This window comes from Agrobacterium sp. 5Ca39 (assembly GCF_055382365.1).
The window spans coordinates 1211591-1235089 of sequence record NZ_AP026437.1; the positions used below are offsets into that span (position 1 = coordinate 1211591).

Annotated in this window: 22 protein-coding genes and 1 pseudogene; 16 read left to right on the forward strand and 7 right to left on the reverse strand. The window is 58.9% G+C overall.

Annotated elements, in window-relative coordinates; genetic code table 11:
• Positions 1-51: 51 nt before the first annotated feature.
• From ACZ47E_RS19255 to ACZ47E_RS19300, 10 genes are all read left to right on the forward strand, one after another.
• Entirely contained in the window at positions 52-819 is a 768-nt protein-coding gene (locus ACZ47E_RS19255) for an SDR family NAD(P)-dependent oxidoreductase (RefSeq protein WP_100911118.1), read from the forward strand.
• A 282-nt stretch (positions 820-1101) separates the two neighbouring features.
• On the forward strand, positions 1102-2232 hold the full coding sequence (locus tag ACZ47E_RS19260; protein WP_100911119.1) for an ABC transporter ATP-binding protein: 1131 nt from the start codon (positions 1102-1104) through the stop codon (positions 2230-2232).
• 33 nt (positions 2233-2265) lie between these two features.
• Positions 2266-3381: an ABC transporter substrate-binding protein gene (locus tag ACZ47E_RS19265; RefSeq protein WP_063947077.1), complete on the forward strand. Its 1116-nt coding sequence runs from the start codon at positions 2266-2268 to the stop codon at positions 3379-3381.
• A gap of 125 nt (positions 3382-3506) precedes the next feature.
• Positions 3507-4451, forward strand: coding sequence for an ABC transporter permease (locus ACZ47E_RS19270; RefSeq protein ID WP_112554247.1), 945 nt, complete (start codon positions 3507-3509; stop codon positions 4449-4451).
• The gene (locus ACZ47E_RS19275) at positions 4448-5248 is read left to right on the forward strand and encodes an ABC transporter permease (protein ID WP_100911121.1); all 801 of its coding nucleotides are present in this window, start codon (positions 4448-4450) and stop codon (positions 5246-5248) included. Before ACZ47E_RS19270 ends, ACZ47E_RS19275 begins: the two co-directional genes overlap by 4 nt.
• A 37-nt stretch (positions 5249-5285) precedes the next feature.
• Positions 5286-6614 (forward strand): histidinol dehydrogenase, encoded by a 1329-nt coding sequence (gene hisD / locus ACZ47E_RS19280; protein WP_107327328.1) that lies wholly within the window; start codon positions 5286-5288, stop codon positions 6612-6614.
• Positions 6615-6617: 3 nt separating this feature from the next.
• A complete protein-coding gene (locus ACZ47E_RS19285) occupies positions 6618-7631 on the forward strand; it encodes a zinc-dependent alcohol dehydrogenase (protein ID WP_278067534.1) in 1014 nt (337 codons plus the stop codon).
• Between the two features lie 58 nt (positions 7632-7689).
• Positions 7690-8421 carry a histidine utilization repressor gene (hutC, locus tag ACZ47E_RS19290; protein WP_107327326.1) on the forward strand — a complete coding sequence of 244 codons (732 nt, stop codon included), beginning with the start codon at positions 7690-7692 and terminating at the stop codon, positions 8419-8421.
• Positions 8422-8443: 22 nt separating this feature from the next.
• The gene (locus tag ACZ47E_RS19295) at positions 8444-9736 is read left to right on the forward strand and encodes a hypothetical protein (RefSeq protein ID WP_278067535.1); all 1293 of its coding nucleotides are present in this window, start codon (positions 8444-8446) and stop codon (positions 9734-9736) included.
• A gap of 1 nt (position 9737) precedes the next feature.
• Positions 9738-10904 carry an alpha-hydroxy acid oxidase gene (locus ACZ47E_RS19300; RefSeq protein ID WP_107339653.1) on the forward strand — a complete coding sequence of 389 codons (1167 nt, stop codon included), beginning with the start codon at positions 9738-9740 and terminating at the stop codon, positions 10902-10904.
• A 181-nt stretch (positions 10905-11085) separates the two neighbouring features.
• Here the strand turns inward: ACZ47E_RS19300 and ACZ47E_RS19305 are convergent, their stop codons facing one another.
• The gene (locus tag ACZ47E_RS19305) at positions 11086-12129 is read right to left on the reverse strand and encodes a LysR substrate-binding domain-containing protein (protein ID WP_157951552.1); all 1044 of its coding nucleotides are present in this window, start codon (positions 12127-12129) and stop codon (positions 11086-11088) included.
• Between the two features lie 72 nt (positions 12130-12201).
• On the opposite strand from ACZ47E_RS19305, the gene ACZ47E_RS19310 reads away from it, so the two are divergent.
• Complete coding sequence (locus ACZ47E_RS19310) at positions 12202-13059, forward strand: SDR family oxidoreductase (protein WP_107339651.1); 858 nt, start codon at positions 12202-12204, stop codon at positions 13057-13059.
• Between the two features lie 110 nt (positions 13060-13169).
• Complete coding sequence (locus tag ACZ47E_RS19315; protein WP_100911129.1) at positions 13170-13541, forward strand: DUF1330 domain-containing protein; 372 nt, start codon at positions 13170-13172, stop codon at positions 13539-13541.
• A gap of 216 nt (positions 13542-13757) precedes the next feature.
• Here ACZ47E_RS19315 and ACZ47E_RS19320 read toward each other — a convergent pair.
• The 6 genes and pseudogenes from ACZ47E_RS19320 to ACZ47E_RS19345 all read right to left on the reverse strand — a co-directional run.
• Positions 13758-14324 (reverse strand): annotated as a pseudogene (locus ACZ47E_RS19320) (DUF4143 domain-containing protein); the annotation flags it as partial.
• A 12-nt stretch (positions 14325-14336) separates the two neighbouring features.
• Complete coding sequence (locus tag ACZ47E_RS19325) at positions 14337-15251, reverse strand: SMP-30/gluconolactonase/LRE family protein (protein WP_107339650.1); 915 nt, start codon at positions 15249-15251, stop codon at positions 14337-14339.
• A 57-nt stretch (positions 15252-15308) separates the two neighbouring features.
• Positions 15309-16343, reverse strand: a complete 1035-nt coding sequence (locus ACZ47E_RS19330) for an ABC transporter substrate-binding protein (protein WP_278067536.1) — start codon at positions 16341-16343, stop codon at positions 15309-15311.
• Between the two features lie 25 nt (positions 16344-16368).
• The gene (locus ACZ47E_RS19335; protein WP_107339648.1) at positions 16369-17211 is read right to left on the reverse strand and encodes an ABC transporter permease; all 843 of its coding nucleotides are present in this window, start codon (positions 17209-17211) and stop codon (positions 16369-16371) included.
• A complete protein-coding gene (locus ACZ47E_RS19340) occupies positions 17198-17986 on the reverse strand; it encodes an ABC transporter ATP-binding protein (protein WP_107339681.1) in 789 nt (262 codons plus the stop codon). The genes ACZ47E_RS19335 and ACZ47E_RS19340 overlap by 14 nt, the downstream gene beginning before the upstream one ends.
• A gap of 117 nt (positions 17987-18103) precedes the next feature.
• Entirely contained in the window at positions 18104-19348 is a 1245-nt protein-coding gene (locus ACZ47E_RS19345; protein WP_234823708.1) for a CaiB/BaiF CoA transferase family protein, read from the reverse strand.
• 327 nt (positions 19349-19675) lie between these two features.
• On the opposite strand from ACZ47E_RS19345, the gene ACZ47E_RS19350 reads away from it, so the two are divergent.
• From ACZ47E_RS19350 to ACZ47E_RS19365, 4 genes are all read left to right on the forward strand, one after another.
• Complete coding sequence (locus ACZ47E_RS19350) at positions 19676-20608, forward strand: hydroxymethylglutaryl-CoA lyase (RefSeq protein ID WP_107339647.1); 933 nt, start codon at positions 19676-19678, stop codon at positions 20606-20608.
• A 96-nt stretch (positions 20609-20704) separates the two neighbouring features.
• Positions 20705-22009, forward strand: a complete 1305-nt coding sequence (locus ACZ47E_RS19355; RefSeq protein WP_278067537.1) for a CitMHS family transporter — start codon at positions 20705-20707, stop codon at positions 22007-22009.
• Entirely contained in the window at positions 22006-22410 is a 405-nt protein-coding gene (locus ACZ47E_RS19360; RefSeq protein WP_107339645.1) for a PaaI family thioesterase, read from the forward strand. Before ACZ47E_RS19355 ends, ACZ47E_RS19360 begins: the two co-directional genes overlap by 4 nt.
• A gap of 122 nt (positions 22411-22532) precedes the next feature.
• On the forward strand, positions 22533-23252 hold the full coding sequence (locus tag ACZ47E_RS19365; RefSeq protein ID WP_172873534.1) for an IclR family transcriptional regulator: 720 nt from the start codon (positions 22533-22535) through the stop codon (positions 23250-23252).
• Positions 23253-23499 lie beyond the last annotated feature (247 nt).

Sequence of the window (23499 nt, forward strand, 5' to 3'; positions counted from 1 at the left end):
TTATGATGAAAATGATGTCATCGACAAGCTAAATAAATAAAGGGTGCCGCCATGACACAGCCGAATTTCGACCTCTCCGGCCGCCGCGCGCTCGTGACCGGCGCAAGTCGCGGCATCGGCCAGGCCATTGCGGTCGCCCTCGCGCAGGCGGGCGCCGATATTGCCATCACGGCGCGCACGATCGAGGCGCTCTCGGAAACGCATTCACGCATCGTTAATCTGGGCCGACGCTGCGTGGCGCTCACCCAGGACGTTCGCGACGTCGAGGCATGCGCTCGCGTGACGAGGGAAGCTGCCGACAAACTTGGTGGTCTCGACATCCTCATCAACAACGCTGGCTTCGAAAACGTCCGCGCTTCGTTCGATGTTGACGAAGCACTCTGGGAGTCGATCCTGTCGACAAACCTGAAGGGCGCATTCTTCTGCGCGCAGGCAGCCGGCCGCATCATGGCCGAAACAGGCGGGGGCGTGATCGTCAACCTCTGCTCGCTGACATCTTATGTCGGCATCCCAACGGCCGCCCCTTACGGCGCCTCGAAGTCCGGCCTGCTCGGCATAACCCATGCCCTTGCGAGTGAATGGGCGGCGCATGACATCCGGGTAAACGCCATTGCCCCGGGATATTTTCGCACAGCTATGACGGAGGTTTTCTATGAAAATGACGACTGGCAGTCGCGGATGCTGGAGAAGATCCCGCAACGGCGCTTCGGCAAGGAGAGTGACATTGGCGGCGTTGCCGTTTTCCTCTGCAGCGACGCGGCCGCCTATATTACAGGCCACTGCATTCCGGTGGACGGCGGCTATCTGGCCTCGATCTGACGTCGATAAACAAACGAATGCCAAATAGTACCGAATAGACGTCTTCGACGCTTGTCATTCGACGCGATGAGAAACAAAGTCGCAGAGTTGACCGCTAAACATTTTCGCATCTGCACAAATATTGCGCAACAAAATTTCAGGCGAAAAATTACGCAAATTCGGTTGACGCTAGTTGTACGTATATGTATATACAAGTACATATAACTCGGCCACATACCGCTGAAGGCGCACAGGTAGCTTTGAGGGGATTTCCCACCATCAAAGCGCGACAGGAGAAATCTCATGGGGGCAGCAGAACTTCGTTCGGTCGATCCTTCCGCTGACCTCATCGCAGTGTCCGTCAGGGACGTGGGAATGTCCTTCGGCAATGTTCACGCCGTCAGGCAGGCCTCGTTTGATCTTCCCAAGGGCCGTTTCCTGACCATCCTCGGCCCTTCCGGTTCGGGCAAGACGACGCTGCTGCGGATGATTGCCGGCTTTGATCGCCCGACCAGCGGCGAAATATTCATCAACGGGCAGCCGGTCAGTGCCGTGCCACCACACCAGCGCGCGATCGGTATGGTGTTCCAGAAGCTCGCGCTTTTTCCGCACATGACCGCCGCCGAAAACGTCGCCTTTCCCCTGAAGATGCGCCGACATGATGCCCGCACCATTCCCGAGAAGGTCGAGCGTTATCTCGACCTCGTACGCCTCGGCGGTTACGGTGACCGCCGCATCAACGAACTCTCGGGCGGCCAGCAACAGCGTGTCGCCATTGCCCGGGCCCTGGTGTTCGAACCGGATCTGCTTTTGCTCGACGAGCCGCTCGCGGCACTTGACCGCAAGCTGCGCGAGGAAATGCAGTTGGAGTTCCGCCGTATTCAGAAGGAACTCGGCGTCACCACCATCAACGTTACTCACGACCAGCGCGAGGCATTGGTGGTGTCAGACGAGGTCATCGTGATGAACGGCGGCGAAATCCAGCAGAAGGCACGGCCGGTGGAAACCTATCGCGCGCCCTCGAATGCCTTCGTCGCAAACTTCATCGGCGTCACCAACTTCATCGAAGGCAAGGTTGCCGAAGTCACACCAACCAATGTCACGATCACGGCGGCAGGCATCAATCTTCTCGGTGTCGCTTCGGACGAGAATCTCGCGGTCGGCGCGGCCTGTGCCGGGGCCGTTCGCGCAGAGCAAATTCGCATCGCATCGGCCAATGGCCGCCTCGAAGGCCTGTCAACCGTCGTCGAGGGCAAGGTCGAAGACTGCATTTTCGAAGGCGAGCGCGTGGTTTATGAAATCCGGGTCCAGGCTCTCGGCGGCGTCGTAATGCGCGTGTTCGACCACGATCCGGAATCACATCTGCAATTCGCTCCGGGCGACGACGTTCGACTGGGCTGGAATGCACGGGATATGCATATCTTTCAAAAATGACCCCCAGAAGGTCGGACCAGAGGAGAATGTTCAATGTCGCATGATAAATTTCTGACCGCCCAACTCCGCCGTCGCACGTTGCTAGCGTCGTTCTCCGCAGCCGGCGCTTATGCCGGACTGTCGACGCTCGGCGTCAGCCGCGCCTTTGCGCAGGAGCCGGAAAAACCAGCCGAAATAATCGTTCGCGCCTGGGGTGGCAGTTGGGTAGATGCGCTGAAGGCGGGCGTCTCCGACAGCTTCACCAAGGCAACCGGCATCGCGGTGCGCCACGATCTGACCGAAGATAACGAAATCCAGCCGAAGGTCTGGGCCGCCGTCGCCCAGAAGCGCGTTCCGCCGATCCATATTAACTGGGACACCACGACGAATGCCACGAAGTCGGCGCTGCGTGGCGTCACCGAAGACCTCTCGGACCTGCCCAATCTCAAGAATGCCACGGATCTTGCCAAGCCGGTCGGTCTCGATGGCTATCCGATCGTCAATACCTATGGCTACGTCTATGTGCTGGCCTACCGTCCTTCGGCATTCCCGAACGGAGCACCAAAGTCCTGGAAGGACCTTCTCGATCCGAAGCTGAAAGGCCGTATCGCGCTCTATAATGACGGCATCGGCTTCCATTTCCCGGCGCAGGTCGCAGGTGGCGGCAAGCTCGAGGACATTCCCGGCAACATGCAACCCGCCTGGGACTTCATTTCGAAGATCAAGGCGCAGCAGCCGCTGCTGGGCGAAGACCCCGATTTCACCACCTGGTTCCAGAAAGGCGAAATCGACGCTGCCTGCACCATTTCAACCAACGCCCGCGAAGCCAAGAAGAACGGCATCGAGATCGCATGGGTGGTTCCGGAAGAAGGTGCGAAATTCGATACCGACGGCCTGTGGATTCCGAAGGGCCTGCCGGAGAACGAACTCTACTGGGCGAAGCAGTACATCAACCACGCCCTGACCCAGGAAGCCCAGCAGGTCTGGCTTGATGGCCTCGGACTTCCCGGCGTCATTCCGGGCGTCAAACCGCCGGCCGACCTCGTGGGCGACCCGTCCTATCCTACGACCGAAGAAGAGTTCAAACACCTGATCCGGGTTTCGTCCAAGATCCAGGTCGAAAACGAGAGCCAGTGGTTCGCCAAGTTCAAGGAAATCATGCAGGGCTGAAGCCCTGTCCCGCCCGTCGCGTCGTTCAGGTGACGGCGGGCATTCCACTTGAGGTTAAGAGGTAACGCGGTCTCTTTGGCAAATGCGCCATAGCCTTTGCCGGGACCGCTCGAGGATCGGTATTCATGCGCGCTTCCCGTGTCGCATATCCCCTGACGTGGCGCGTCATGGATATGCTCGAACGATTTGCGGCCATTTTCTGGCCTTCCAGCTTCAAGAAGGGTTTGCCCTATCTGATGCTGCTGCCGGCCATCGTGCTGGTTGGCCTTCTGGTCCTCGGCCTCATACAGATCGGCGATACGAGTCTTCGGACATTGGACACGAATACGTTTCTGATGTCTGAGACCTATACGCTCGCCAATTACCAGCGGGCGCTCACGGAAAAGTTCTTTGCCACCGTCGCGGGCCGCAGCCTTATAGGCTCGCTCATCGTTACCGTCATCACGCTGATATTCGCCTTCCCTTACGCCTATCTCATGGTGCGCACGTCCTCCTCGGCGCTGCGCAAATTCCTGCTGGTTGCGCTGTTCCTGCCTTTCTTCATCGGTCAGGTAGTACGCGCCTATGGCTGGCTGATCATTCTCGGCAACCAGGGCATGGTCAACGAGGCTCTCGGCCTGGTCGGTGTCTCACCGATACGCCTTCTCTATAACTACCCGGCTGTTCTGTTCGGCCTTGTTCAATACATGCTGCCCTTCGCTGTTTTGATGCTGGCACCTGCCCTGACCGCCATTCCGGCGGAACTCGAGGCCGCCGCCGCCTCCCTCGGCGCCAGCTGGCTTCGCACCTTCCGTCATGTCGTCCTGCCGCTTTCGCGCCCCGGCCTCGTCGGAGCCGGTCTTGTCGTAGTCACGCTCTCCCTTACGGACTTTGCCATTCCCGCGATCCTTGGCGGGGGGACGCAGGATTTTATCGCTAACGCGATCTACGACCAGTTCTTCCGCACCTCCGACCAAGGCCTCGGCGCGACACTCTCGCTGCTGCTCGTCGCGGTTGGCTCCATTCTCGTCGGTGTCGTCTTCATGGTCTTCGGTGCAGGCACGCTTGCCATGGGGGGCGACCGCAAATGACCGGCAGCCGCAGCAAATCCATCGTCATCTGGGCCTTCGTCTCCACCGCGCTCCTCATGTTGTCGGCACCCACCATCGTGGTTCTCGGTGCCTCGTTTACTTCCGGAAACATCATCACCTTCCCGCCGGACGGGTTTTCATTGCAATGGTATAGCAAGATCGCCCACGCCACCGATCTGCGCCAGGCCTTCTTCCGCTCACTGATCGTCGCGGCGATCTGCACCCTGGTATCCATTCCCGTCGGCACGCTCGCCGGTATTGCGCTCGCCAAATATCGGGTACGGTTTGCCCGCTCCATCCAGATCTATCTGCTGCTTCCCTTCACGATTCCGCTGATCGGTTCCGGCATCGGCATGATGCTCGCCTTTGGACAGATGGGTGTGCTTGGCAAGCTATGGCCCGTCGGCATCGCCTGCTCGGTCATCAACCTGCCCTTCATGATCTGGGCGGTGACGGCAAGCGCCAGCAACCTGTCGCCGGATCTGGAACTTGCGGCCGCAAATTGCGGTGCGCCACCCTTGCAGCGTTTCCTATACATCACGCTTCCCGCCGTCCTGCCGGGCGTGATCACCGGCTCTCTATTGATGTTCATTCTGGCGTTGAATGAGTTCCTCGTAAGCCTGCTTCTGGTAGACGCGCGAAGCGTCACACTGCCGGTCCAGATCTACAACTCCATCCGCTCGATCATCACACCGGACCTTGCCGCCATTTCCGTGGTGTTCATCGCCTGCGCCGGGATCGCGATCGCGCTGCTCGACCGCCTCGTCGGCCTCGACATCTTCCTGAAATCGAAGTGACCAATCGGCCGTATGGCCAGCTATCAAGGACAAGACGATGACATCAGTGTCTTTCTACGACTATTCCAAGCTCGATGCCGATGAGAAGGCCGCCCTGCTGCGCCGTTCGGAAAGCGACATCTCGAGCTTCATCGAAAAGGTTGCCCCAATCCTCGAAGCCGTTCGCACCGAAGGCGACAGTGCACTGGCTCGCTTCGGTCGCGAACTCGACAAGGCCGACGTGACCGAAACCAATCTCAAAGTCACCGAAGCCGAATTCGACGCGGCCTTCAAGCTGGTTGATGCAAGCGTCATCGAATCCATCCAGTTCGGCATCGACAATATCCGCCATTTCCACGAGGAGCAGAAGCCGGAAGCCATGTGGCTGAAGGAAATTCGCCCCGGTGCCTTTGCGGGTGATCGCTTCACGCCGATCCAGTCCGTAGCGCTCTATGTTCCACGCGGCAAGGGATCCTTTCCGTCTGTCACCATGATGACCTCTGTGCCCGCGGTCGTTGCCGGCGTTCCGAACCTTGCCATCGTCACACCGCCGGCGCCCGATGGCTCGGTCGATGCGGCCACACTGGTTGCCGCGCGCCTCGCCGGCGTGGATACCGTCTACAAGGTAGGCGGCGCCCAGGCGGTGGCCGCCGTCGCCTACGGTACGCAGACCGTGAAGCCGGCGCTCAAGATCGTTGGTCCGGGAAGCCCATGGGTCGTCGCCGCCAAGCGTTCGCTGTCCGGCGTCATCGATACCGGCCTGCCGGCCGGTCCTTCGGAAGTCATGATCCTCGCTGACGATACGGTCCATGGCGGCCTCGCCGCGCTTGACCTGCTGATCGAAGCGGAACACGGCCCCGATTCCTCGGCCTATCTCGTCACCCATAGCCGGCGCGTCGTTGAAGAGGCGATCGCGGCCCTGCCCGAACACTGGGCCAAAATGTCGGAGCAGCGCGTCGCTTTCTCCAAGACCGTTCTCACCGGCAAGACCGGCGGTATCGTCCTGACGTCCTCGATTGAGGAGAGCTACGCGTTCGTCAATGCCTATGCGCCGGAACATCTTGAATTACTGTCGGAAGAACCGTTCATCCATCTCGGACATATCACCGAAGCCTCCGAAATTCTGATGGGCACCCACACGCCGGTCAGCATTGCCAATTTCTCGCTCGGCCCGAACGCCGTGCTACCGACCAGCCGCTGGGCACGCACCTTTGGGCCGCTCTCGGTGACCGACTTCGTCAAGCGCAGCTCGATCGGCTATGTCACGCCGCCAGCCTATCCGGAATTCGCCAGACATTCCCATAACCTCGCTCTTTACGAAGGCTTTTCCTCGCATGCGCTCGCGGTTTCTCCGGTGCGCGACGCCTATCTGAAAAAGGGTGCCTGATCCATGAAGGCGGTGCGGCTTTACGATGCGAACGACCTGCGTGTGGAGGAGATGGCCTCCCCATCTTCGCCGCCGGCAGGCTTCGTCAATCTGCAAGTCAGGGCAGCGGGGATTTGTGGTTCCGATCTGCACAATTACCGCACCGGACAATGGATTTCCCGTGGTCCGTCCACCGCCGGTCACGAATTCTGCGGGCGCATCACGGCGATCGGCGACGGTGTGACTGATTTTGCGATCGGCGATGTCGTTTCATCAGACTCGCGCATGTGGTGCGGCCTCTGCCCGGCCTGTTCGAGTGGCCGCACCAATGTGTGTGAAAACCTGGGCTTTGTCGGCGAAGTATGCGACGGCGGTTTTGCCGATGAGGTGCAGGTACCGGCCAAGCTGCTGGTCGGCCATGATCCGCAACTCTCGCCACATATCGCTGCCATGGCAGAACCGCTCGCCGTGGCGCTGCACGCGGTACGCCGCCTTGCTGTTCCCAGGGGGGAGCCGGTGCTCGTCATCGGCTGCGGCACGATCGGTGGGCTGAGCGCTCTCATCCTCTCCCGCCTGCACGACGGCCCGGTTCTGCTCGCCGACCTGAATGCGGAGCGAGCCCGACGCGTCAGTGACGTGACAGGCGGCAAGATCGTGACACTCGACAAGGCTGTGATAGACGCCGCGCTTTCGGGTGGTCGCCTTCGTTATGCGCTTGACGCCACCGGCAGCATTCAGGCGATAGCCCGGACCGTAGACCTGCTTTCCGGTGGCGGCGGTCTGGCGCTTGTCGGCATCAGCCACGGCAAGCTTGATTTCGATCCCAATATTCTTGTCGAGCGCGAAATTTCACTGATCGGTTGCCACGCCTTTTGCGACGAACTGCCGGAGGCAACGGCGCTGCTAACGGAGCTCACGCCGGCTCTTCACCGCTTTATCGAGGTGCTGCCCTCACTCGATGATGTCCCCGCCGCCTATGACCGGTTGCTGCGGGGTGAAAGCAGCGCTTTGAAGACGATAATAGACGTGTCGAAATAGGTCTGACACGTCACTTCAACAATGCCGGCGCAGCGACGCGGAGGCGGAGACAGTGACCATGACTGCACTTTCAGATTCCGCCTCGCCCCTCTACGAGAAGGTGAAGGACTTCGTTCTCGGCAACATTGGCAGCGGCAAATGGGCGCGCAACAGCCGGTTGCCTTCGGAGCACGAGCTGGTTTCTACGCTCGGCGTTTCGCGCATGACAGTCAACCGCGCACTTCGGGAGCTCACCTCGGAAGGGCATCTGCGCCGCATCCAGGGCGTGGGCACATTTGTCGCGCCGCCAAAACCGCAGTCAACGCTGATCGAGATCAGCAACATCATGACCGAAATCAGGGCCCGTGGCGGTCGCCACCGCGCCGAGGTTGTCGTGCTGGAACGCATCGTCCGGCCGGAACCCGAACTCCTGCTTGCCTTTGAGTTCGATACCAGCCGACCGGTGGACCATTCGGTCGTCATTCATTTTGAAAACGATCTGCCGGTGCAGCTCGAGGAACGCTACGTCAACCCCAGCCTCGTTTCAGGCTATGTCGAGCAGGACTTCACCACGGCGGCAACCTACGACTATCTCCAGAACGCAACGCCGCTCACCGAAGTCGAGCACCTGATCAGCGCTCTGCCGGCCAGCGAGGCCCATGCGCGCCTGTTGCAGATCCGCGTTGGCGACAGCTGTCTCGTCCTGCACCGCAAGACCTGGACAGGCCCGATCGTCGCGACCGTCAACACGCTGACCTATGTCGGCAGCCGCTACTCGCTTGGAAGCCGCTATCTGCACGGCAGCAAATAAGACAACATCCGGAACAATTGCCATGAACCAGCCCGCCAGCCGCACCGCGGAAATCCGAAAAATCGCCAAGGCCGCCGATGGCAGAGCGGAAAAAATGCTTGCCGATTTGCTGCGTGACCTTTTCAGCATCGAAGCAAGGAATGTGGCGATCAATCACGATCAGTACAGTCTCAATTCCCTCAATGGCTTCTTCGAAACCGGCGAAGGTCAGTTCTTCTTCAAGTTCCATCAGGAGGAGGGCGAAGAGGCCATGAGCGGCGAGTATTACCGCGCCGATATTCTTGCCCGCGCCGGTCTGCCGGTCGACCAGCCGTTGCTCATGTCAGTGCTCCCTGGTGAACAGATCCTTGTCTATCGCCGCCGCAGCGACCCGCGTTTTTCCGACGTCTTGCGTGCACTGGACCTCAAGGACGATCCGGCAGCCCGCGCTAAGGCGGTGGAAGCCGAGCGCAGGCTGAATGAGGCGGTTCTGAAAGTGTATCTGGAAACGCTGCACGGCGTCACGCCCACGGAAGTTGCCGCCGAGCCGGTTCATCGATTGTTCTATGAGCGCCTGATCGATCCCCTCACTGGCATCTATCCCGGTGGCAGACTGGCAAATTTCTATGTTGGCAAGACGTTCGAACTGCCGGGCATGACCCTGGATTGGCAAACCCTCTCCGGGCTTCGCTTCTGCGTTAACGGCATCGCGTATCGCGACGGTTTCGCAGCGCTTTTCGACGAGGCGCATGAACGGCTGAACCCAGCGAAACTCGCCGATGCCGGGGGGGTTACCGCCCATGGCGACGCCCATAACGCCAATGTCTGGTATGAGGACGACGGCAGCGACACCCGCCTCTCCTTCTTCGACCCCGCTTTCGCCGGTGAGAATATCCCGACGCTCCTCGCGGAAGTGAAGACGACGTTTCACAACATCCTCGCCCATCCGCTCTGGCTATATGACCCGGCTCTTGCTGGAGAGCGCTATTCGGCAAGCGTCACGCTCGATGACGACATGCTTCTGATCACCACCAATTACGAGCCGAGTAAGGTCCGCCGCGAACTTCTTGCCGTAAAGGGCGAGGTCATGTGGAGGCCGCTTCTTGCCGAGCTGAAGGCGCGCGGCATGCTTCCCGCTGACTGGCGCCGGGTGGTCCGCCTCGGCCTCTTCCTGTGTCCAACACTGGTGATGAACCTTCGTGCGGGTGCGACGAGCCATAATCCGGCATCATCCCTGATTGGCCTGTCGAGTGCAGTCATGGCTGGAAGCGAACCTGTTGAGGGCGAGGATGCCTTGTCTCGCTTCTTTGATGCGATTGATCCGGAGCGAGGCTGAGATGAAGCCGGTAAATGTCTCTGATTATCGCGAACTCGCACGCCGTCGATTGCCGAAGATCTTCTTCGACTACATTGACGGCGGATCGTTCGATGAAGTTACGATGCAAGCCAACCGCGCGGACTTCGGCGATTTTGAGCTCAAGCAGAATGTACTGGTGGAACCAAAGCCGCAGGACCTTTCAGCCTCCTATCTAGGCATGCGCCACCCTCTACCCTTCATGCTGGGCCCGGTCGGATTTCTTGGTCTTTATACGGGCAATGGCGAGATAAAAGCGGTTCGCGCCGCCCATGCGGCCAATATACCCTTCTGCCTCTCGACCTTCTCCATTGCGTCGCTCACCGACCTCCGGGCCCAGACCAAAGGACCGTTGCACTTCCAGCTCTATGTGCTCGAGGACCGCACGCTCTGCGAGGAGCTCCTCGTCGCTGCGGAACAGGCAGGCGTTGATACGCTGTTCGTCACTGTCGACACAGCGATTACCGGCATCCGTGAACGCGACGTGCGCAACGGCTTCCGTTCGCTGACGCGAATGACCCCGGGCCTCTTCGCCCGTCTGTCCCTTCGCCCGCGCTGGTTGGCGGAAATGGCACTCGGTGGGGTGCCTTCGGTACGCGCGATTGAACATCGTCCGGAGTTCGGCCGTGGCGCACTGGAGCAGGCGACAAATCTGTCACGCGGCATCGATAAGACGCTCTCCTGGAAAGACCTCGCTTGGCTGCGCGAACGTTGGACGGGCAAGCTGGTCGTCAAGGGCGTACTTTCGGCCGACGATGCCGTGAAGGCGCGCGGCATCGGCTGCGACGGCGTCGTGATTTCAAACCACGGGGGGCGTCAGCTGGACGGTGCGTCCAGCACGATCCGCTCCCTGACTGGCATTCGCGCATCCGTCGGTCCAGACTTCTGCCTGATGCTGGATGGCGGCATTCGCCGCGGCACAGACATCATCAAGGCGATCGGTCTCGGAGCCGATGGCGTAATGCTTGGCCGCGCCTATGCCTACGGGCTGTCCGCTGCGGGAGAGCACGGCGTCGCGGGCGTGATCGCCATTCTCGAAAAGGAAGTCTCCGTCAGCCTGGCGCTCATGGGGATTGCTTCTATCGATGAATTGAAGGCTCGTGGTCATGACGTTGTTATTGCGCGAGGCACCTCTATGACCCTCATTTAGCAGAATCCGTCTGGCGCAGACTGGGTGATACTCAATATGGCTGTCACGGCTCGTATCACCCGATCGCAACGCTCGCCGCACCAACCGGCCGCTTGTCAAGACATACTCGTCTCAGGCCAGTCATCATCTATCAATCCGGAGATCGAATGATACTCTCGTCCATGACTTGAATCTTGCCCGACTAGCGATTGACACCCAATTCAGAGAACGCTTCGTGCGAGGCTCGCGTCAGTTCGACGATGAAATCCTGCACGATGTGTACACGTGAAGGCGTGTGACGTTTGTCGATCCTCACGGCGTAGAGCGGGACTTCACCGCTACGCCAATTGCCTAAAACCTCGGTCACAACACTTTGCTTCCAGTCCTCTATACCGACCCACGCTGGCGCATAGCCTATACCAACTCCAGAGCGGATCATGTCCCACGCAGCTTCTGGATCATCGAACACATGTCGCGCCTTAGGCTGGTGACGGATCGTTTTTCCGTCCAACGGGCTACGGAAACGCCAGCTTTCGACCTGCCCATTTACCCGATTGCGCAAACCAATAAGATCGTGGCTGGCTAGATCAGACGGAGTGACCGGCCGTCCATGAGCGCTGATGTAGTCGGGCGTCGCGCACACGATCCACGGAAACGTACAAAGTTGGCGAACGAAGTGACCGGGCAGTCCTGACACGTCTCCACCTCCGATAGCAATATCGATCCCGCGCACTGCCATATTGAGGAAATCGGCGCTGAATTCGATCTCTACCGAAATACTTGGGTTCGCACGGAGAAACTCCGGCAGGCGAGGCAGAATGCATCTCTTGGCAAATGAAGGAGGTGCGCTGATACGGACACGCCCCACAGCTCCTTGATGGCTAACTTCACCGATGGCGTCACGGGCTTCTTCCAGATCGCTCAGGAGCTTGATGCCGATAGCCAGTAGACGGTCCCCTTCGGGCGTCGTCGATAGAGAGTGCGTCGTCCTGTTGAGAAGTCTTACCCCGTGCGCCTGTTCCAGCCGACTGACCGATTTGGACATCGCGGAGGTAGAGCTGTTCGACCGCCGCGCTGCTTCCGAAAACGACCCGGCTTCGACAATGCGAGTAAACCAGAGGAGTTGGAGTAGATCGGAAGACAAGGGCGGTATTGACATGCAGTCAACACTACCATGGCGGCATTCTGGGTTCAACCCGATCCCGATCGCGGCGATAAGTGACCATCGAAGGCAATCGGACGGCATCGATGTACACCGATCATCCTTCGCCCCTGCGTCAGCGGAGAGCTGCCAGGCCACCTTACCGGAGAAATTCAAATGGCCAAGACATGGTTTATTACTGGCACCTCTTCCGGCTTCGGTCGCGCTCTGGTTGAGCAGATCCTCGCCCGGGGCGACCGGGTCGTCGGGACTGTACGCAAGATCGCAGCGATGGATGACCTGAAGGCGCGCTACGGTGACCAGCTTTCGGTGGCAAGTCTGGACGTCACCGATATCAATGGGATCCGCAACGTTGTTCGTTCCGCATTCGAGGAGGTCGAACACATCGACGTGGTCGTAAACAATGCGGGATACGGCTTGTCGGGCGCTGCTGAGGAATTGACGGACGACCAGATTCGCCTCCAGATCGACACCAACCTGATCGGTTCCATCCAGGTCATTCGTGCTGTCATCCCTCATCTGCGTCATCAGGGTGGCGGTCGCATTCTCCAGCTCGCATCCATGGGTGGCCAGATCGCCATACCCAACCTCAGCGTCTACCATGCGACAAAGTGGGCGGTCGAAGGTTTCATGGAATCCGTTGCGCAGGAAGTCGCCCCTTTCGGCATCGAAGTCACCATCGTCGAACCGGGTCTGGCACGGACGAACTTCATGGGGGGCAGCATGGTGTCTGGACGGCCGATGGAAATTTACGACGGCACGCCGGTCGGAGACTTCCGTCGCGCCGTTGCAGAAGGTCTGGTGCCGAACAATGGCGATCCGGTCAAAATGGCGAACGCCATGATTGACTCCGTTTACGCGAACCCCGCGCCTCTCCGTCTGGCTCTCGGAAGCGATGCTTATTTCGCCATTCGCGGTGTACTTGTCAGTCGCCTCGCCTCGCTCGACGCTCAAAAGGCAATAGCCCTCTCCACCGACGTTGAAGAGGTGGGATCGTTGCAAAACGTCGCCTGAGCAGCAAGCACCGATAACATCGTCATCACTGCACGGTGATGATTCAGTACCGTGGGTCACAACGTCTCAAATGACTTGGCCTATCGGACACAAGACTAGAGGAAGATCGAATGGTTGCGTTTTCACCCACTGCGTTCGCTGAGTTCTTGAACGCCAAAGATGACAAAGCCGTCGTCATGTTGAACCTTCTAAGGTTCGATCCCGATGGTGGCCGCGAGAGGCATCTCGAATATCTGAAAATGGCTGAACCGATACTGGCGCGCTTCGGAGCAAAGATTTTGTTTCGTGGCAATGGTCTACCAGTACTCACGGACGGTGACACGCGCATGTGGGATGCGGTATTACTCGTTCAGTATCCGGGGAGAGCTGCGTTTAAGGCGATGGTTGACGATGAAGAGTATCAACGCGCGTTCCAGGTCGGCGCATCGTCACTTGCCGATATCGTCCTCCAGCCGCTGACGATAGCTGCCGAGCTTACTTGATGCCGCGCGCCTCCAAGGCGGCAATGCTTAGTCGGCGGGGAGGTTCCTTCCCGCCGCCCGAAACCGGATGGTTAGGAATGGGAGACGACCGCTTTGGTCCAAACGCAGACATTCTGAACCGCAAAGCTCTTGAAGGGAATCGAACCTAATTCCCATTTTTCCGCCGGACTTCCAGGACCGCTCGCGCGTCTGGAGCCTAGTGAGAACTCCCAGGCGCTAATGCCACAACGCCGAAATTGGAACCGCCGATAATCGTTCTCCAAATGGAATTACCTTGTGGTGGTCGTAAAGGACCATGCCTGATACGAAGCGCTCTCCGCATTCTTCGGCCAAAATTCGTAAGCCAGAGAAATCGGAATTTGTGACGGATGCTGCGGCTTTTATCTCGATGCCGACAATCCGCCCTCGCCTGTCTTCAACGACAATATCGACTTCATTCTGCTGCTTGTCTCGGAAATGCGAAAACTCAAATCGTGTATGTGCGGCACTGGCGAGTTTGAGTATCTCCCCAAAAACGAAAGTCTCAAGCAACGCTCCGAACTGCCCTCTGTCGTCCCGCATTCTCTCGAGAGACAGGTCACGAAGAGATGCGAGCAGACCAGAAACGAGGAAATGTATTTTAGGGGTTTTGGTCAAGCGCTTTAGTTTGTTGGAAAACCAAGGTTGAACGGTTCGGGCGAGGAATAGGCTCTCGAATATACCGACGTATTTCTGGGTTGTGACGTGGCTCATCCCGATGGGGGCGCCGATTCCGGAGTAGTTCACGAGTTGTCCCGAATGCTCAGTGGGCTGGTCTCAACGAGGGAGCGCGATACCCTTGTGCTCGGTACCCGCGCGCAGGATAGAACCGGTTGCCGACTCGGTAATAAATAGTTCGCTGTTGCCGTACCCACCGAAAGCAATATTGGTACAGGTCTTGCCAGCGGAGCTTTCTATGACCTGGATGCATTCTCCGCTAGGTGCAAACATCAAGACGGCGCCAAGCGACGCATGAGCAACGAAGAGGCTGCCGTCCTCAGTCATCGCAAGCCCGTCGGGACCACTGGTGCCAAACATCTGGCAGAAGCGCCCAACCTTCGACACCGATCCATCCCGCATCAAGGGTGCGCGCCAGACGGAATTGTCGCGGGTCATCGCGACGAACAGCACCTTCTCGTCGGGGCTGAGTACAAGGCCATTGGGACTTGGGAGATTATCCATTAAACAGTCGAGACGGCCGCAGGGAGACAATCGAAACACGCGTCCGGTGGGTGAATGCAGGCCGGATTGGCCCTGGTCGGTAAAATAAATATCGCCGTTGGAGGCGATCGCCAGATCATTCAGCCCCTTGAAAGCCTCAGAATTGCGATGCGCCAGAACTTCGGTGACCTTACCCGTTTCCGGATCGAACTGAAGGAGGCCCCGGCGATAGTCCGCAACCAGGACCCGGCCGTCCTGATGAAACTTCAGGCCATTCGGCTGGCCGTCATATTCGGCAGCCAGCACCCACTCGCCCCTGGGCGAAATCCGAAAAATCCGGCCGTGCGGGATATCAACGATGTAGAGATTGCCATCGCTGTCGAAAGCAGGACCCTCAATGAAGCAGTCTACGGGGTGGCCTTGCTTGTTCGCATCTCCCCAGGCGGACCTGATCCCCGTCTTGCGAAATTCGCCCGGCATGGTCGTAAATATTTCGGATGCGATGGCAACCGGCGGATTGAAGAGAAACATCGTCATGCTCCGGAGAGGCGCCGCGGCGGGCCTATCCCCGCCGCGGTTTGGTGAAGTTTATTTCAACCGCTTGGCGGCTTCCTCGGCAAAGCGATTGGTGTAGGTCTGCGTCAGGTCGATATCGGCATTCTTCACCTCGTCGGTATAGGCACTGACGATGCCGTAATTGATCTTGAAGCTATCGGGTATCGTCATCCCGTCGGTCGAGAACATCTGCTTCGACGCGTCCATGATCGCAATGTTCAGATCGCGCTGGTTCGGAAGTTTCCAGGTATCGGGAAGTGCGTCGACGATCTCGGCCGAGGGCTTGTCATGGATGAAACGCAAGGTGGAGACGAAGGCGTCGACCAGGCGCTGGATCGTCTCAGGGTTCTTGTCGATGAAGTCCTTGGTGGCATAGAGGCAGGCGAAGGGCGAGACCGAGCCACCGAACGCTTTCATATTGCCTTCTGGCGTGCGGGCATCGAACAGCACCTTGACCGCCTTCTTCTGCTCCAGGATTGTCGCAACCGGATCCCAGTAAATAAGCGCATCGACATTGCCCTGCTCCAGCGCCACCATGCCAGGCGTGCCGCTGCCCACTGCTATGATCTGCGCATCCGTCGGTTTCAGACCATTGCGCTGCAGATAGTAGCGAATGGCCATGTCGGTGCTAGAACCGGGCGTCGTGATGCCGATCTTCAGACCTTTGAGGTCGGCCCCCGAATTGACCTTGTCGGCGAGCGCTGCGCGAACGGCGAGAGAATTGCCGGGAAGCGTATTGAACTGGACGACGCATTGGACGAACTTGCCCTTGGCCTGCATCTGGATCGTGTGGTCATAGGCACCCACGACCACATCGACGGAACCGCCGATGAGCGCCTGCAGCGCCTTCGAGCCGCCAGCCTTGAAGTTTTCGACGGTGACGTTGAGCCCCTCCTTTTTGAAGGCACCTGTTGCATCGGCCAGACCAACCGGCATGTAGCTCATGATCACCGATCCGACTGCAAGGGAAATGTCTTTCTTTTCGGGTTCGGCGGCGCGCGCCTGCGCGAATAACAGCGACAGGGCGAGGCAGGCTGTTCCGGTGAGGGCTGCAATACGTGATTTCATTTTGGTTCTCCTCCTCAAGATGAAATTATGCTTCATGCTCAGGATGCGATGCCGGTCTCCAGACCAGCAGACGCTTCTCGAGACGGTCAACCAGGCCGTCGAGGACGACCACGAAGACTGACAGAATGACGAGACCTGCAAATACACCTGTCGCATCCATGACACCTTCGGCCTGGCCAATACGGTTGCCGAGACCGTAGGACGATCCGAGATACTCGGCGACGACCGCACCCAGAACGGCCATACCGACAGAAACGCGCAGGGAAGACAGGATGAAGCTGGTCGCCGAAGGCAGATAGACGTGGCGCAACAGGGCAAGCTTGCTTGCCTTCAGGAGCCTAGCATTGGCCAGCACGACCGGATTTACTTCACGCACGCCCTGATAGGTGTTGAAGAAGGCGATGAAGAGCACGATCATCACGCCGAGCGCCACTTTCGAGGCGAGCCCGATGCCGAACCAGATGACGAAGATCGGCGCAAGCAGCACGCGGGGAATGGCGTTGAAGACCTTTATGAAGGGCTGGAAAACATCCGAGGCAAATTTGGACAGGCCGAGCCAGACGCCGAGAACTGTGCCCGCGGTAATGCCGATCACAAAGGAAAGCACAGTCTCGAGCAGGGTAATGCCAAGGTCGGTCCACAATTCCCGCGTCTGGACCCATTCGAAGACGCGCAGCACGATCGCACTTGGCGCCGGAAAAAAGAACGGGTCGAGCAGCGCGCTGCGCACACCGGATTCCCAAAGCCCGAGGAAGCCGACAAGGATCGCGACCTGGGCGAAGTGGACCTTGGCCCTGTAAGGAAGGCGGACAGAAGCGCCCGCCGCGCGCTGCGTGTCGACGCTTGCAGTCGTATCACTGATTGACATAGCTTTTCTCCACTTCCTTGCCGAGCATGTCCCAGATCTGGCGGTACAGCCGCATGAATTCGTCCGTCGTCGCGAGCTGCGAGACATCGCGCGGGCGCGGCAAGTTGATTTCGACGTCGCCGACGATCCGGCTGCCGGGGCCGGCTGACATCACGACCACACGGTCCGCAAGCACGATGGCCTCTTCCAGGTCGTGGGTGATGAAAATCAGCGAGCGACGGTCGGCTTGCCACAGATCGAGAAGAATACGGTGCATCAGGCGCCGCGTATGGACATCGAGTGCCGAAAACGGCTCGTCCATCAGGACTATCTTCGGCTCCATGATCAGCGTCTGCGCCATGGCGATACGCTTGCGTTGTCCGCCTGACAATTGGTGCGGATAGCGTTTCTCGAAACCCTTGAGCCCGACCTTTGCCATCCATTCACGGGCCCGCGCACGGGCCTCGTCTTTGGCAACGCCCTGAAAGACCAGGCCGAGCCCGACATTATCTTCGGCAGTTTTCCAAGGCAGAATTGCCTCCTGCTGCAGCATGTATCCGCTACGGGAGTTCAACCCCTTCAACCGTTCGCCGAAAATCTCGACATCGCCATTGGCGGCCTTCAACAAGCCGGTGACGACGTTGAGGATGGTGGATTTTCCGCAGCCGGTCGGTCCGACGACCGCGACGAACTCGGCATCCTTGACAGTCAGGTTCATTTCCGCGACCGCGGTAAAGGCGCCGAACTTAACGGCGACGTTTCTCAGTTCCACAGCCGAGGCTGATTGCATTGTCATGGGCTCCTCCCAGTGGCGTGCCGCAGTCATCTGCGGCCAATCTTCGATCGGGTCTCCAATCCCAATCATTTCCTCCCTACGCGGGATGCGCGCCGCGCAGAACGCGACGTTTGAAAGTCATGCAAGCTTGCGCAGTGGTGCCGGCTCGCCGCGATTGCCGTCGCAACCGACGCTGCCCTCGACGACCATGCGGTCGATATCGGCCTTGGCGTAGCCAAGCTCGCGCAGGACCTCGACGCTGTGTTCACCACAACGCGGGATATCGAAGCGCAGACCAAGCCGCTCGCCGTTGAAATCGATCGGCAAGGTCGGAACTCGGGTCGGTGTTCCATTGGGCAGAACAACATCGACCGTCCCGCCCGGCTGGCTGACATGCGGATCGTCGAACAGGTCCTGCGGCTTGGCGATCGGCGCAAACGGCAGTCCGATCTCCTCGCAACGCGCCAGCGCATCCTTCAGGGTCATCGCTGCAAAGATCGCCTTGATGTCGGGCATGAAGTCGGCACGATGCAGGACGCGATCGGCGTTCGTCTGCAGATCGGGATTGTCGAGGAACTTCTCCAGGCCAAGGGCCGTACAAAATGCCACCCATTGGGTATCGCTGACGACACCGACGAAGATCTGCTCGCCGTCGGCGGTGTCGAAGAGATCGTAGACGGCCCAGGCCGAGATACGTTCCGGCAGAGGTGCAGCGGGCTTTCCGGTGACTGCCATCTGCAGCATGTGCTGGGCAACGAGAAATACGTTGTTCTCGAAGAGTGCGCTGCGCACAAGCTGCCCCCTCCCCGTCATCGATCGTTCCTGCAAGGCGGCAAGGATGGCGATCGCTGCAAACATGCCCCCCATGACATCATTGACGGAAGCGCCAGCGCGCAACGGGCGCCCCGTGGGGCCGGTCATGTAGGCAAGCCCGCCCATCATCTGAACGACTTCATCGAGCGCTGCGCGGTGTTCGTAGGGGCCGGAAAGAAAGCCCTTCAGCGAGCAATAGATCAGCCTGGGATTGCTGGCGCTCTGGGCATCATAGCCGAAGCCGAGCTTGTCGAGCGCACCGGGGCGGAAGTTCTCGATCAAAACATCCGCCTGATCGATGAGCTTCTGGGCGGCGTCCTTGCCATCCTTCGACTTCAGATCAAGCACGAGGCTGCGTTTGTTACGATTGAACGTTGGAAAGAAGCCTGCTCCAGAACCATTCAGCCGGCGCGTATTGTCGCCGTTGGGATACGGCTCGATTTTGACCACGTCGGCGCCAAGGTCAGCGAGGATCATGCCGCAGCTCGGCCCCATAATCATGTGCGAAAACTCGACGACCTTGATGCCCGCAAGCGGAAGGCTGCTGTTGTCACGGAACGGTTGGCTCAAGGCGCCCTCCTCCATTTCTGCTAGATAGAAATTATTTCTGTTATACCTAGGAATTGGACGAATCTCCGGCATTGTCAAGAAAATTAGATGTTGCGCTGCAACTCTGCGCCAGCCGTCTGCTAGCACTTGCAGCATCTCGCCTAAAATGGAGACGACAGCCGCAGATGCGATTTTGTCGAAAAACCAATAAGTTCCGGGAATTCGCGGCGTTTTAGTAAGCGGCCTTTGTGCATGAACCGATCATAATCGTCCTGCAAAAGGTTTGACGATGTTAATATTTCCGTCTAGTAGAAACACATTCTGTTTTTGGAGTTGGAGGAGATTCCGATGGGACCGGAGAACCGTGACGTCATCGTCAGCGAAGTCGGACCGCGCGATGGGTTGCAAAGCATCAAGCGCATCATGCCGACGCAAACCAAGATCGCATGGATCAAGGCGCTCGCCGCATCCGGTCTGTCCGAGATCGAGGTCGGATCTTTCGTCTCGCCGAAGCTTCTTCCCCAGATGGCCGACTGTGCCGATCTTGTCCAGGCGGCGATCGAAATCCCGGACCTGACGGTCCTGGCCCTCGTCCCCAATCTTCGCGGGGCTGAAGCAGCCTTCGCGGCGCGCACCCGAAAGATCACCATGCCGGTTTCCGCCTCGCAGGCGCATAGCAAGGCCAATATCAACCGCACTGTCGAGGAAGCGGTCAAGGATGTTGCGCGCGTCAATCGCCTGCGTCACGAGCAACCGGATGACTACAGGCCGGGTATCGAGGTCGGGATTTCGACGGCCTTCGGGTGCACGATGGAAGGCGCGATTTCGGAAGACTGGGTCATCAGGCTCGCCGGCATGCTTGCCGACGCTGGCGCAGACACGATCGGCCTGTCCGACACGACGGGATACGGCAATCCGGCGCAGGTGAAGCGGCTGTTCAAGCGGCTGAAGAGCGAAGTTGGCGAAAAGGCCGGCGGCGCGCATTTCCACAACACCCGTGGCCAAGGTCTCGGCAATGTCGTAGCGGCGCTCGAGGTCGGCGTGACTACTTTTGATTCCTCCCAGGCAGGCCTGGGCGGATGTCCCTATGCACCGGGCGCCACCGGTAACATCGTGACGGAAGATCTCGTGTTCATGCTCGAGGCCATGGGCCTCAAGACCGGAATCGACATCGACAAGTTGATTGCGGCGCGCCCGATCATCCTGTCCGGTCTGCCTGGCGAGGCACTCTATGGCCATGTCCAGGATGCGGGGCTGCCAAAGGGTTTCCACTACGCCTGATTGATGCCTGCACTACTGATTTGACAAAATTTCGATCCGACCGCGCGCTCATCATGCCTTGGGAGGCAGGCTTGCACGTGGTCGAAGGGAGACGACATGCTGATATTCCTCGGTTACGCAATGGTCGCGAGCTTCATGATCCTGATCATGACGAAACGCATGACCGCACTTGTTGCTTTGATGATCGTGCCGATCGTATTCGGCCTGATCGCCGGGGCTGGTGCCGATATGGGCAAAATGATGCTCGATGGCCTTGTCAAACTGGCGCCGACCGCCGCCATGCTGTTCTTCGGCATCATCTACTTCTGTATCATGACAGATGCCGGCTTGTTCGATCCGTTGATCCGCCTCATCGTGAAACTCGCCAAGGGCGACCCTCTGAAGATCATCGTCGGCACGGCGGTGATGGGCACGACGGTGGCGCTCGACGGTGACGGTGCCACCACTTACGTGATCTGCACCGCCGCGCTCTTGCCGATTTACCGGCGTCTCGGCATCCGCCTGCAATATATGGCGACCTTGCTTTTGATGTCGATCGGAGTGATGAACATCCTCCCCTGGGGCGGCCCGACGGCACGCGCAGCAAGCGCCATGCATCTCGACGTCAGCGAGGTATTTGTGCCTTTGATCCCAGCCATGCTGTTAGGAATCGCGTATATTATGTTTGTCGCGATCATTTTCGGTATCCGGGAGCGTCGCCGGATCGGAACCGTGCGGGCCAGCGATGTCGCCGCAATCGAGGAAGGTCTCGGGGAGGTGCCGCAGTTCCGCCGGCCGCGCATGCTGCCGTTCAACCTCATCCTCACCGTGATCCTGATCATCGCACTGGTCGAGGGTTTTCTGCCCCTGCCGATCCTGTTCATGATCGCAACCGCCGTGGCGCTCTTGTTGAATTACCCCGACGTCAACAGCCAGAAGGAACGCCTGAGCGCACACGCCTATAATGTTCTGGCCGTCGTCTCGCTGATCTTTGCCGCCGGCATCTTCACCGGAATTCTAAATGGTACGGGTATGCTCGACGCCATGTCGAACAGCCTTCTTTACATCACACCGGACAGTTTCGGGCCGTATCTCGCGCCATTCACAGCCCTCCTCAGCGGACCGGCGACATATGCGGTTACCAACGATGCCTTTTATTACGGTGTCCTGCCGATCCTTGCGCAGACGGCGGCCGCCTACGGGATTTCCTCGGCGGAAATGGCGCGGGCATCGCTGATTGGCCAGCCATTGCATCTGTTGAGCCCGCTTGTCGCTTCGACCTATCTCCTCGTCGCTCTTCTCGACATCAACTACGGTGAGAACCAGAAGGCTGCGATCGGATGGGTAATCGGTTTGATGTTCGCGATGCTTGGCGGCGCGCTTGTCTTTGGCACTATTCCGCTGCGGGGAATAGGTGGATGAGCACCAAGATCGACTGGGTCGAAGAGGACGATGATGGCTTCATCAAACTTGTTGGCCCGATCTTCCATCGAACGACGTCCAACGAAAGCGGAAGGTTCCGCTTTCATGCGGAAGCCAAGCACAAGAATCGCGCCGGCTATGTCCAGGGTGGGATGCTGATGACGCTCGCCGATCGGGCGATGGGCAAGACGGCCCGACAGGGCGATCCGACCCGTGCTCAGGCCACCGTGCAGTTCGACATGCAGTTTCTTGAACCGGTCAAGATCGGCGAAACTGTCGAAATCAGTTGCACAATTGTGCGAGAAACCCGGCAGCTCGTCTTCATGCGGGGGGAATTGTTCGTCCAGGATCGACAGGTCGCGAGCGCCCACGGGGTGTGGAAAATCATCGCTCGCCGCTGATATGGGCTCCACGAGCGTCTCTCCTAATGCCATCCCATATCGAAATGCTCTATATGGATTCGCAGAGCTGCATTGGAAAAAGCTCCGATGCGAGAGAAGCTTACAAACGGGCGAGGCGTTTCATGGCCGGACAAAAAGAACAGCGTGTGGAGGCCGTCGAACGTGCACTATCCGTCCTCGACGCATTCGACGATGCAAACCCGAAACTGACGCTGAACGAGCTTGCTCAAAGAACCGGGCTTTATCCGAGCACTATCTTGCGGCTGTCCGCTTCGCTCGAACGGTTCGGCTACCTGTTTCGGGAAGCTGACGGCCGCTTTCGCCTGGGATCGTCGCTCTACCGTCTCGGCAATCAGTACCAGCGCGCGTTCAACCTTGCCGACTATGTGCGGCCGACGCTCAAGGAGCTTGTCGAGAGCACACAAGAAACTGCCGCCTTCTACATCAAGGATGGCAACCGGCGCATTTGCCTCTACCGACACCACGCCGAGCGGATCTTCCGGCATTACCTGGAAGAAGGGGCAGCCCTGTCGCTGGATAAGGGCGCCACCGCCCGGATCCTCGTGGCGTTTTCGGGGGAGCCCGGGCTGTTTTACGATGACATCAGGGAGAAGGGCTATTACATCTCCCTCGGCGAACGAGACCCGGATACCGGAGCGATCGGCGTCCCCGTCTTCGGCGTCGGTAATGCGCTGGTCGGGGCGATCGGTCTTACCGTCCAGATGCAAAGGTTTACGGCAGAGGCCCAATCCTCTCATCTGAGCGTCTTGACGCAAGCTGCCGCGGAACTCTCCCGCAAGCTCGGCGCACATGAGCCGTTAGTTCGCGCAGCGCGCCGATGAATAACCTCGACTGTGGATAGTTCAGGCGCCCTTGATGGCAATCAAACTAGCGACTCGCGCTTTGGGTACGCTGAAACACTTAATGTCCTGTGACTTGGGAGCGGAAGGTTGCCACCGGCGCGGCCTCGCAAATGTTCGAAGCAACGATCAACTCGATGAGCTTAGGCGGTGCTGTCCAAGTGCCTCCGAAAGCAGCCAATGCAGACTCGGGGCAAAATCCATATGCGATGATCTCTGGTGAAAGTGC